The organism is Planococcus sp. CAU13 (assembly GCF_000775575.1).
In the GTDB taxonomy this organism is placed as follows: domain Bacteria; phylum Bacillota; class Bacilli; order Bacillales_A; family Planococcaceae; genus Planococcus.
Genome location: NZ_JRGN01000129.1, coordinates 1 through 12,620, shown reverse-complemented (window position 1 = coordinate 12,620; position 12,620 = coordinate 1). Strand labels below are relative to the sequence as shown.

Sequence of the window (12,620 nt, the reverse complement as noted above, 5' to 3'; positions counted from 1 at the left end):
TGAAGAAACTCCAGAAGGCGACGGGCTATTGCCTGGAAATGATGGAAATGGAACAAACGGCGACAACGATGGCAACTTTGGTCTAAGTGGCTCGGGTGATGGAAATAATGATTCGGCTCGTGGCTCGCTGACTGCTGTAGTTGCTTCGGCAGGTGGAGATTCTTCACGTCCAACGGCTTCTGCATTTGCTTCTCCAACAGCTGCTTTAATGGACAGCGGCAATGATATGGGTGCTTCTTTACCGAAAACAGGTGGACCGCTCAACAGCATGGTGTTCATACTGATGGCACTTGTTTTATTGGCAGGCGGAATCAGCATACGCCGTTTTGCATAAAGGAAGATTCCTATGAAAAGAGCTAAAAAATGGATTGGAAATGGAATGATTATTGGCGGTTTTGCTATGCTGATTATTTTAGCGTTGGGCATGAAGAGTACACATGACAATCAAACTGGTTTAATCGAAGCTTTTGAAGCGGTGAAAACGGAAGCAAGTACAGGAGCAGCGGCTCAAACTAATGCTGCTGGCACTTTCGCTGAAGCGGCTGGACTGCCCGACGGGGTAGAAGGTGTATTGACCATACCAGCCATCGAACTTCAGTCACCTGTTTTACAAGGAGCGACGCCGGGCAATCTAAATCAGGCGCTCGGCGCTATCGAAGGATTGGACAGAGCGGGAGAAATGGATGGCAGCTATGCAATAGCCGGACATCAATCCCATATTTTCGGACAGTTTTTCAACCGTTTGAATGAACTGCAGATAGGCGAGCATTTTGAATACGAAACTTTGGATGAAAATTTCAGCTTTGAAGTATTTGATATTCAGATTGTGAAGCCTGAGGAAGTGGAAGTGCTCAATGCTCAAAAAGGAATGGCATTGCTTTCTCTCATTACGTGCTATCCTGAAAATTCCAGTGAATTCAGACTGATTGTTCAGGCAAAACGAATAAACTAAAAAGAACCTCCTTTAAAAGCTGATCACTTTTGAAGGAGGTTTCTTGCTGTCTGCTGGAAATCTTTGAGTTCCTCGCGGCCATATTTCCCGGTTGCCGTTGTCGCCCTGGACGAGGCGAACGGCTTCGTGCTGAACCAGCATCTCGAAGGAAAATCGCGCCCCTGTGACAGACAAAACTCAGTTAATTCACGATAATTGCAAACAAAAGAAGATGCATTCAGGAACCTCAATGATTTTCAGTGATAGCTTTATTATTTTAGATTTTGAGTGATAAATGTATAAGAGAGAGCATCGGCCAATAGTTGCCGATTGCTCTCTTATATAATTGGAGTTTAGTTCTCCCTCAATAAATTCTTCAGAATTTTGGAGCTAGCGACCCTGTGTAAAAGATTTTTCCATTATACAACTAAACAGCATGAAGATTACGCGTATCCGGTGATGGAGCGTTTCTTCATGCATTTTTATATTATGAAGCAACTAGTCATAATTTTTTATGTCACAGGGTCCTTTTGGAAACTTTTTATGGCTGATATGCTTTTGGATTACCGCGCGGAAATGAAGCGGGTTGACAACATCCTATCGGCACTGACCGTCCTTAATAAGTTAAGAACTTAGCTGATAAAATTAATTTAAAAATATGTAACGCGCCCCTGTGTCGAAAAAAATCCGTTCATACAGGAAAATTGCATGAGGAATCCGGCACATCCATTAAAGGAGCGGATTCTTCGTGCAAGTTTATTTTCGGAAACAATAAGATAAGGAAGAAATTTTTTCAAATTTAGTGGTTAAAATATACTAGTCATTATTAGTCTTTATATCTATAATTGATTCAAGAAGAAGTGCGAGGGGATGGATCTATGTTTTGCAGGAATTGTGGTGCGCGAATTGATTCGGAAGCAAAGTTCTGCAACGGGTGTGGTGTGCGAACAGGGAAAAATGCACCAAAGATATCGAGAATTGCCGTAGGCGTGATTTCAATTCTTTTGCTCGCAGGCGGCGGTTTCGGTATCCAGCAATATTTAACGAATGAGGCGCCTCCGGAAAAACCGGTCATTCATGAAAGCGTTGCGGAAAACCGACCCGTAACAAACGATAAAAAAGGGATCATCAAAGCTTCCCAGGAAAAAGTCTATACGATCCTGACAGACAGCGGAATCGGTTCCGGCTTTTTATTCACCAGTAACGGAATGGTCGTCACCAATGCCCATGTTGTGGCGGGCTTTACCGATGTAATGGTGCGCAACAATGCAGGTGTGGAAGAACACGGACGCGTTATTGGCATTTCTGATGTTGAGGATATAGCCGTTATTGAAGTCGCAGCCTACAAAGGGCAGAAACCGCTGCCTGTCGAAATGGAAGTAACGGATGTCGGGTCTGAGGTCATTGCATTGGGAAGCCCCAATGGCTTTGAAAATTCGGCATCCATCGGGTATTTGACAGGGGTGGACCGGGACATCAGCTTCGACTTCGAGTACGAAGGCGTCTATCAGATTGATGCACAGATCGCACCAGGGAGCAGCGGCGGACCGTTGCTCGATGCGGAAACCGGAAAAGTTATCGGCATCAATTCGCTGCTGTATAATGACGGCAATGCAATTGGTTTTTCCATACCCTTATACTCCATCCACGACTCGCTGATCAGCTGGATTGAAAATCCAATGTCAGCCTCCGCCGTCGCATCAGTATTCGGCGTCTACGAAACCTATGATTATTTTGACTGGTTGGAGGACTACGATTATGAAGATGAAACGGTCTTTTATTACGATACCGAACCGGTTTACGAAGAGGAAGAACTTGTCGTTTCCGATGAATATTATGAAGACTGGTCCTATGACGATGAAGTTTATGAAGAAGAATATTATGAGGACTGGTCGTTCGACGAGGATGTCATCTACGGATTCGATGAGTACTCATTATGGGCATTTGTCGAGAATTATCGGAACTATTATGAAATAGCCCTGGCGTATGAAGATTTTTCCTATGTATCGGACATGCTCCTGTACGACAGCGAAATTTACCACGGCATCGCTGATTATATATACGAAATCAGCGGCCAGGGGATGGTCTTTGATTTTACGGAACAATCTTTTTTAGGTGCTGAAATTTATGATACCTACGCGCTGGTCCATACTTACGAATCCTTCGACTTCATGAACGCGGCGGGAGAGTGGACATGGGAGGAACGCAGTAAGACGTATACGGTTGTGGTGGATGAGTACGGGTATTATGTGATTTCGGATATTGTGAATGATTGAGTATACAAAAGCCGCATCCGGAAACTCGATAGTTTCTGGATGCGGTTTTTGTAGTTTATCGGAAAAAAATAATTTCTGTTAAATTGATAGTGAAAATATACTAGCCAATGAGAGTCTTTATAACTATAATAATTTTAAGAATAAACTTATGGATACACACCTTAGGTAATACGCAATAATTATGCATCGAAGAATCCGACAGAAATCAGAAATTGAGCGGATTCTTCATGCATTTTTTTATCAAAATTTTTAAATGGGTTCAGAGAATGAAAACTAATGAGGATTGGGGGAGTAGCGAGTGAAGAAGTTCAGGATTCCTTTTGTGGTGTTAATTGTGGTAACCATTGCTTTTTTTGTATTCAATGCTTTCGGCAAAGAAAAAGTAGCAGAGGAAAAAAATTCGAAACCAATTACTGAAATCACTGAAATAACTGAAACGACTTTAATTGAGACTCAAACGCCATTGGATAAAGCTTTTGAGTTTTCTTTTTACAAAGATTTGGATAAGGCAACTGTTACTGAGAATATAATAAAAGTTCTGGATGAAGAACAAACAGAAGTGCCGATTGGTGTTGAACTGTCAGAGGATGAAAAAACGATCATCATTCAAGCGCCGGTAGAAAATTATAATGAAGGAACTGTATATACGCTCCAAATAGAGGAAGGCATTAAATACAAAGATGGCGATGCAGTAGAAGAAACCTTAAACATGGATTTTATTACGGTAAGGGATGAAGTTGAAAACGTTGAAATGAATGAAAACCTGATATTTGTTAAGACGGAAGAAGTGGAAGTCTTCGCGGACAGTGAAGTGACTGTAGAAAAAAGCATAAAATCTGATCTGGCAGTGGGCGATATCCTTGTCATTCCTACTGAAGAGCACCCTGAGGGGCAGGCCTTGAAAATACTGGAGCTGGAAGAGAAAAAAGGAAAATATCAATTAATAGTTGAAGAGCCGGATTTTGCTGAGCTATTCGATGAACTGGATGTATATAAAACGTATGAAATCAAAAAAGAGCACATCGAAATTGAGGAAGGCATCGAAGGCCTTTCGGTAACCGATTTTGCTGGAACGAGTTTAAATACTTTGCTCGCTTCCAGTGAAGGAGAAAAAGAAAAATTTGAATTTAGAACAACTGAATCTCTAAAAGGAACTGAATCCGTCACTGGTATTGAATTTGCTTTTAAAGACATGCCATTGGGAAATGATAAGAGCAGCCTCGTACTCGATGGTTCTCTCAGCTTCGAAAACTCCATAGTGGCCACTGATATGAGGTTGGGGGAAGAAACCAGATATCAGATAAGCAATATAGGAACATCAATCAGTAAGTTTACTCTTTCCCCTGGGGAAGAAGGAAAAAATAAAGAAGCCAAGCAGACAAACGAAAAGATAAAGTTAGCGAAATTAAAAGTTCCGACTGCTTCACCTGGTTTATTTGTCAAAGGTGTTTTTTACCTGCAAGTGGATTACGAGTTTTCCTACAAGCCGGAAGTTACAGTCATTTTCGAAGTTGAAGAAGAGCGCGGTGTAATATTTGATGGGAAGACTGTTAGACAAATCAATAAGTTCATGCCTGAATTGGATGCGTCCCTTAAAGGGACTGGAAAAGTGGAAACTGGTGCAGGAGCAGTGGTGGGCGTCGGCATTACAGCATTTGGGGTAACTGGAGTTGGTGTGGAAGCATACGGAGGCGTGCAGGGTACAGGAGAATTCCATACAGGAGTAAATAACGACTTTGGAAATTATTCCTGTTACGAAGCCAGCTTTAATCCGGTTTTGCAGGGCACTTTAATTGTTGATGTAATCGGCAAAGAGGTATATAAAGTAAATCTTGCCATTAAAGATATGAAGCCTAATATAGCGAAAGGGAATTGTGAAGTTTTCCAGGAATTACAGGTCGATAAGCACCAGGTCGAACTTGGAGAGGGAGAAACGATAGGAGTTTCTGTAAATGGTATCTATGCGAATATGGCAAGCCAGGAATCACAAACGCTGGAGCTTAAAGACAGTAAAAACTTAAAAGCAGTATCGGCAAATGAAGATGTGGTAATTGCCAGTGTGGAGAACAATGAGATTGTTATCATCGCATCGGATGCCCCTTCAGAAGAAAGTGCATTAATCACTATTGAGTACGAAGAAGAATCCCATGGAGATACGGTTAAATCGTTAATAGAACTGTCTGTGATAATCAGCGATTTCGAAGAAGTAGCAGAAACGTTAACAGAAGAAGAATACTTAGCAATTGCGAAAAATACCATGGGTAAAATTTTGGGTATTTTATATGGCGCGCAAGAAAAACATAGTCTCTATAACTCGGTGCCTGGTATTTACAAGCTGGTGGAAGCAGAGTTAAGTTCTCTGATCACTGACGAATTTGTGGATAAGAAAATGAAAAGTTATGTAGAAACTGAATTTTATTGCGATTGTGATTCGGCCATGAATCCCCGAATTGATGATGCCATGATCCGTGTAAAGATAACAGTGATCGATCCTAAAACTTTCCTGATGGAATCAATCTTTTTAGGGAACATCCATAATCCCACCCGAAAACAAATTCTTGAATTTAAAAAAGAAGAAACTGAATGGAAATTAAACAATTGGTTTGATGAATCTCTAAAAAATGTGGATTTAAAATTGTCTAAAGAAGAGGTTGAGCATGCATATACTTCTTCTCAATACACCAGCGTGGCAAAGGTTATAGGAGACTATTTTTCTGAGGATTCTGGTGGACCTGCCTATATTATTGAGCTTGATGGCTTTGATATTTTGGGCGTTGATAAGCGGACGGGGCAGATGCTGCTCGATGCGCCTTTCGACGAAGAAGCTGAAGAAATTGAAGAACAAAAAGAGCAAAATGCAGGGATTACAATAGAAGAAGCGGTGGAGTTGGTCAGACAGCATTTAGGCGTAGTGAATAATACTGAGATTAAATCATATTACGACCGGGACAATGAATTGGGTCATTATATAATTCATGTTTATCAATTCATCCTGGATGATCCGAGCACGGGCGCAGGCAGGGATGCTACCTATGGGTGGTACGGTGTAGATCCGCAGACTGGGGAAGTATATGACGAGATTATGAGGACACTTGAATAATTTTATTAGGAGGTGCAAATATGAATTATCCGGGATATCCTGCTCTTCTATATTTGTTGGCAGTGCTTATAGTATGGTTCGCCCATGAGCTCCATATTGAAAAAAGAAAAAATACCAACCAGGAGACACTCCCCCAAAAACTTAAAATGAACAATACACTATTAACGACGGGGACGCTTTTTTCAATTTTATTGATGGTCATTCTTCTGGCCATCAATATATTCGTTACCCCTTGGCTATTTTATCCGAAACTGTCAGTATCGCTTATTGGTTCCACATTGGCGTTATTCGGAATCTTGCTTCGTTTTTATGCAATCCGAACACTCAGCGTTCATTTTGATGCCAATATCCAAATCAAAGAAGATCAGGAATTAATTCAGCATGGTTTGTTTCGGTATATTCGTCATCCGAGTTATACAGGCAGTCTGCTGACGTTTATCGGCTTTGGCATAGGTTCGTTGAATGGTTTGACTGCCGCCGTATTGCCTTCCTTTCTTTTTATTGTCTATATTCAACGAATTCGCTTGGAAGAGAATGTTCTTCTCGAGGGATTTGGCCAAAAGTATGAAAATTACCGAAAAACAACAGGGGCACTTTTTCCAAAACTTAAAAAGTAAAAAAGAAATTATGAAGAAGATAAGAGTTTATTTGAGAGGAAGTTGCTGATGTATGTACATGTTGAGAGTGAGATGGAGAAAAAGCTGTTTAAAAAGACATTTTTAGAAACCACACGTGAGTATGAGTTTAAATACAATGAGTTGTATGGAGAAGAAGAGCGTTTCCTTTTATTAAAACGTCCGGTCATCAAGCTGATTCAAGAGACATCTGAATACGAAGAACAACTCAAGAAAAATGTAATCGGTACGGTAGAAGTCAATCCCTTTGTATCGGGAGGACACTCCATCGTACAAGAATATGTGGATATGAATTTATCGCTGCACCCGGAAATTTTGGGACGTGAACACGAAACATTCGAAGTTGGAAAGCTCTGCATAGAAGAAAGATACCAAAGCCGTGGATATTTCAGAAATGTAATGGTTATTCTTTATGAGCATTCCGAAAGGACAATGACGAAACAATATTTGGGAACGTTGGTGCTGCCACTATTTTCTATGATGATTGAGCAGTACGGGGATGCCGTTCAACAGATAGGAGAGCCCGATAAAGATAAGGTACCTGGAATCCCCGTACTGATTGATGCGGAAAAGATGAAGAAAAATAAAGATTTCATGCGGCTTGTGGAGCGTTATTTAGGGATATTAGCTTAAAAATTTTTTTGAATAAAAAATTCGGAAAATTCATACAACTCTATTAATACATGTGGTATTATTTGTTTAAGGTTTTATACCTATTAATTGGATAATAGATTACATTTCAATGGGTATTTAGATTTTACTATTTAAATACCCCATATCACCAATTAATAGTGTAAATCTAAATATAAAGGAGGTTTTATTATTGAAGTGTTTAAATTGTGGTCATGAACAGTCAGCCGGAAAGTTTTGTGGTAAATGTGGTGGTGCTCTTCAATCAAACACGTTAAACCAGGAAAATGAAAATCTCAGAGATGCCAGCGTTTCAAAAGCTTCAGAAATGATTCATCAGCAAACCTTTATCGATTCGAGTGGTGCTGCACTGACAGGCATGCCTATTGAGAAAGGGCAATCGCTTGAAAAAGCAAAAGAAGCTTCGAAACTCTATGGAAATTATTTTTTTACATTTATAAGAAAGCCTTCTGCTATTTTCGACAACACAGCTCAAAATTTGCCAAACGCTCTGATCAGCGTTGCACTCTTTTTCATTATTACAGCTATAATCATACATAATTCTGTGGGGTATCTGGCACGGTTGCTGGCTGGTTTCAGCCCGCAAAATATGTTCTTCAGCTCTGGCCCAACTGAAATCCTGGTCCCATCAATTGTAGATGTTTTTCCGAGTGTCTTTATGTTTCTAACTGTTCTTTTTGCTTTATCATTTGGATCTATCGTTGTGTCAACGAAATTACCGAACTCAATGCCTGATATTAAAAAACTAGTGACAGTCATCGGCACGCTGCTTATTCCGGCTATTCTCATTTTAGCCGCCTCCTATCTTCTCTTACTGATTGGAGCCCGTAGTTTAGGGAATAGCCTGTTCCTTATAGGCCTTGTCATAAGCTTTCTCGTTATCCCGTTGTATGCAGTTAACAAATTCGTTGAAAAACATTCCGGGAAGTTTGATTCAATGTATGCTTCAATTGCCTATTCGAGCTTATTCTTGATTGGATCTTCTATATGCTTTTCCTTGTTCGTTAAAGCGAAGATAAACGAGGCACTATCAACTGTTAAAGATGTCCTGTCTTTTTTGTTGTAAATAGAAGGAGGAGCATACCGATATGAGCAAATTCTGTACGAACTGCGGCCATTCCAATGACGATGCAAATCGAATTTGTATAGAATGTGGAAAGCCATTGCAGCAGGAAGAAAGTAGAGCTATCAGAGAAGAGGCAGAAATCCCTCGGAATAATGCAGTAAGAAATAAACTCTCTTTTAAATCAAAACTGGTCGCTGCGATTGCCATTATTTTAATAGCATCTTTTAGCATCTTTTATTCGTGGGGCACGAAGACAGCTTCCGCTGACTCAACAATTTCAAAATTCTTTGAAGCGCTGCAGGAAGAAAATGCAGAAGCCCTGTCCAAGTTTGTTGTGATTCCAAATGGGAAGAATATTTCAATAAGTGAAGCAAGAGCCTTTATTGACTTGTATAAAAATATTTCACCGCAAGAACTTGAAGGGATCGCTACCATAGAGAAGAATGGGAAAGTTGCCGGAGTTTTTGATGCGCATAAAATCGTATTAACTCCTCAACATGCTTATTTTCCGTTTGCCTACGATGGTTTGATATTGAAGTTAAATGGTGAAGAGGTATTAAAAAATACTGATGCAGAGGGCGAATATATGTTTAGCGGGATTATTCCTGGCAAATATGAAGCAGAACTTGTATTTGATAATGGTGAGCTCACTTATGAACATTCTTTCGAATTAACTGTGTATTATCAATATGACCCTACAGAAACCACTCGGATTGATGAAGAGTTGCCGCTTGGTACTGTCGTATTTAATGTGGATACAGTTGGACAGGCAGTAGAATCTGAAACAAAAATTATCGTGGGGGAAGAAGAGTTTCCGGTAAACAGCAACGGTCAGACGGAGGAGCTCGGGCCATTTCTGCTCGACGGCAGTATGACTGCTCTGGCTCAAACAAGTTTTCCATGGGGGAAAGCGACATCTGAAGAAGTGCCAATTGATAACTATTACGCGGATATAGAAATTTCTCAGCTTGATGAGGAAATAACGGAGGAAGTGCTGGAACGATTTGTTGCGTTTATGGAAGAGGATTTGCAAGCGAAAGCAACAAGAGATGCCTCTGTTTATACGTTTTTAACACCGGGCCTCGTAAAGAGTTATAGAGATGAATTTGAAAAGCTGGAAGGATGGCAATCTTATTTCAAAGGCTCTTTGCTCCAAGTCAATTTAGATGGAGAGTCGGTCATTTTCTGGGAAGAAGGGATAGGTATTGATGCGGAAATCATTTACGAAGGCGCAAATTATTACGGGGATGATGAGCCAGAATTGAGTAAGATGAGAACACATGCAACTGTTAAATTTGCCTATGACGTCCATTCTGAAGAGTGGATTGTAAAAGCATACTGGACAAGTGATTCATCAAGCCGGCCCTTTACCCTGGAACCGATCCGCACAATCGAAGGTACAAAAAAGATGTATCAATATAAAAAATCCGTCTCATCAGTAGAAGAAGAGTCTGATGAAAGGGATGCTGAAGAAGAAAAGACGGAAGCGAGTGGTTCAGAAGACTCCGATGAGAAAGGGAAAGAAAACACAGCAGCGGCTTTGCAGTCGGGTATTGAATCGTTTATGAATAATTACAACACTTTAAGTTCGAATGCCACTCTTACTGGAGATGCTTCAGGCGTTACTCCGCTGATCACTCAAAGTGGGCCGAAACGGAAAGAATCGATTGATTATATTGCCTCTGTTTTTTCAAGGGGGATAAGCACGGAGCACCTTGGGACGACTGTAGACAAAGTGGAAGCAATCGATGAAAACCGAGTAAAAGTGACAACTGCTGAACGATTCATCATTAATGGAACTGAAAAATCCAGCGAAAAGACATATGTTACCGTAAATATTCTGGTGAAAAACGGCGACAGCTGGTTGGTGGATGAACTGGTTTCTACGAAAGAAATTTAAGAATATCTTGGATTAGTTCTGAACTGCATCGGAGTTGTAGACAAAATACAACTTCGATGCAGTTTTTCTATAAACAATATGAGTTTCATAGAAGAAATCTTGTTGGTCTATGTATTTATGAGAATATTTTTGAAAGGAAGGAGATGTTGTGTTGATGGTAAGAAAAAATATTTTATTGTCTGTCATAATTATTGCAGCTTTCCTCTCTGCCGGCTGTTCTGATAATGCCTCTGATGATGCAGCCAAGCAAAAACCTGTAGAGGAAGTGTTAGAGGAAAGTCTAGAGATTGCGGTTGTAGAGCAAGTATTGGAAGAAGTGAAGGTGGAGGATATGGAAGAAGTGGAGGTGAAAGAAAATCTGGATGAACTTGAAAAAGATGAAAATCTCTCTGAAGCAGAAACGGATGAAATTATAACTGGAGTAGCGATGGAGCTGGAAGGCGAGTGGAAAAGATACCTTCACCATCACGATGGTTTCTTAAATATATTTGAAGTGACTGGTGATGAGTTCGTATTTGAACTTCAGGTATACGGAGGAGCTAATACAAATGTTGTTGAAGGATCAGCGCAGCTGGATGGCAATAAAGCCTATTATGAAATAGAAGATTGGGAATGTGGATTAAATTTTATCTTTCATGGCGATGTAATCGAGATTACTGAAACTGAAGAATGCCATTTGTTAGGCATGAATGGTACGTTTTTTTACGGAGATTATCAAAAGGGACCAAATCTTATTGAAGTGGACATGGTTCAACAAGGTTTTTTGACTGAAGTCGAAAATGAACTGTTTAAAACGGTGGTTGGCGAAGACTATTCGACTTTCCTGGGAAATATGATGCTGACATTCGAAGAAGAAGATTTGGATAACCTGCAAACGAGGGTGAAATCAGGATTTGTCCGAGGAGTACCAGACACCATGCAGGCTATCATAATGATTAATGATAATTTTGTATATGCAGCTGTTCCTGCCAGTGGAACAGCAGGTATTAATTTTTACACGAATGATCCTGCCTATGGTGATCAAATACCTTTGACGATTCGTCAATGGAAAGATAAGAGTCCGAACTTGTCTGGGGATGTCATTTTTAAATGATATCGAATTCGAAACAACAGCTATTGCTTTAATAAATATAGAAGTTACTTAAGATTGTTACAGACATGTTTAACGGTACTCTTATTTGTATAGAAAAGACAAAATAAAAGACGGAAAGAGGTTTTAAGACTTTTCATACATGGCTGAATATATTCTTAATAGCTTGTCTGCAAAGAGTATTCGTTAGATCAAAACGATTAAAATTTCTTATTCAATAATTTGAGAGAGAAGGAGGCTGAGAGTATGAGAATATTTATTTTAGTGACGATATTAGCGCTTTTTCTTACAGCTTGTAATGTTCAACAACAAAGTGAGGAGGCAGCGGCGGAAACACCAATGACAGAAACAGTGAAAGAGGAAGAACTAGAAAAAGAGAAAGTTTTGGAAGAGAAAAGTATTGAAAAAAGATTACAAGATTTTTTGAATGAGTATAGTCTAGCTTGGGATACAAAAGATTACGAGAAAATATTTTATATGTGGGAAGATTCACTAGGAAGTACATCTACAGAAGAATTTAATGAAAAACTTGAGGAATTTATCCAAGATGTTGAATATGATAAAGCTAAGAAAAGTAAACTGGAAACAAGTGTAAATTTAATAGAAATCTTGGATGAACCTGCACATCGATATAGTGTAACCTATATGACAGTTTTAGTGAATTTTAAGCAAAAAGTTACAGAGAATGGCGAAGTAGTGGAGGAATCAGATGGATTAGCTCATGTATATGTTAGAGAAACCAATAGTAAATACGGTTTTATAATAGAAGAAGGGATGGACTACTTAGAATAATAAATTCTTTGGAAAATCTATTTAATAAAACACGACTCCATAACACGACCCTGTGTAGAAAAAAATCCTCTCATATGAAAAAAATGCATGAAGAATCCGGCATGTCCATTAAAGGAACGGGGTCATCATGCATTTTTATGTTATGGAGTAAATAGTCATAATTTTGCCTGTCACAGGGT

General features: G+C 39.7%; 10 protein-coding genes. All 10 read left to right on the top strand.

Annotated elements, in window-relative coordinates; all coding sequences use genetic code 11:
• On the top strand, window positions 1–334 hold a 334-nt coding region (locus tag KW93_RS05490), incomplete at its 5' end, for an LPXTG cell wall anchor domain-containing protein (RefSeq protein ID WP_033541978.1).
• A 12-nt stretch (window positions 335–346) separates the two neighbouring features.
• Window positions 347–952 (top strand): class D sortase, encoded by a 606-nt coding sequence (locus KW93_RS16890; RefSeq protein ID WP_052131476.1) that lies wholly within the window; start codon window positions 347–349, stop codon window positions 950–952.
• Between the two features lie 857 nt (window positions 953–1,809).
• Window positions 1,810–3,207, top strand: a complete 1,398-nt coding sequence (locus tag KW93_RS05480) for a trypsin-like peptidase domain-containing protein (protein ID WP_033541977.1) — start codon at window positions 1,810–1,812, stop codon at window positions 3,205–3,207.
• Between the two features lie 298 nt (window positions 3,208–3,505).
• Entirely contained in the window at window positions 3,506–6,307 is a 2,802-nt protein-coding gene (locus KW93_RS05475) for an Ig-like domain-containing protein (protein WP_033541976.1), read from the top strand.
• Window positions 6,308–6,327: 20 nt separating this feature from the next.
• Window positions 6,328–6,924, top strand: coding sequence for a methyltransferase family protein (locus tag KW93_RS16885; protein ID WP_052131475.1), 597 nt, complete (start codon window positions 6,328–6,330; stop codon window positions 6,922–6,924).
• A gap of 48 nt (window positions 6,925–6,972) precedes the next feature.
• Complete coding sequence (locus tag KW93_RS05465) at window positions 6,973–7,575, top strand: hypothetical protein (protein ID WP_033541975.1); 603 nt, start codon at window positions 6,973–6,975, stop codon at window positions 7,573–7,575.
• A gap of 190 nt (window positions 7,576–7,765) precedes the next feature.
• A complete protein-coding gene (locus tag KW93_RS05460) occupies window positions 7,766–8,659 on the top strand; it encodes a zinc ribbon domain-containing protein (RefSeq protein ID WP_033541974.1) in 894 nt (297 codons plus the stop codon).
• Between the two features lie 22 nt (window positions 8,660–8,681).
• Window positions 8,682–10,559 (top strand): TcaA 3rd/4th domain-containing protein, encoded by a 1,878-nt coding sequence (locus KW93_RS05455; RefSeq protein ID WP_033541973.1) that lies wholly within the window; start codon window positions 8,682–8,684, stop codon window positions 10,557–10,559.
• A 151-nt stretch (window positions 10,560–10,710) separates the two neighbouring features.
• The gene (locus tag KW93_RS05450; protein WP_152602421.1) at window positions 10,711–11,652 is read left to right on the top strand and encodes a hypothetical protein; all 942 of its coding nucleotides are present in this window, start codon (window positions 10,711–10,713) and stop codon (window positions 11,650–11,652) included.
• Between the two features lie 243 nt (window positions 11,653–11,895).
• Window positions 11,896–12,441, top strand: a complete 546-nt coding sequence (locus tag KW93_RS05445) for a hypothetical protein (RefSeq protein ID WP_033541971.1) — start codon at window positions 11,896–11,898, stop codon at window positions 12,439–12,441.
• The last annotated feature ends 179 nt before the right edge of the window (window positions 12,442–12,620 follow it).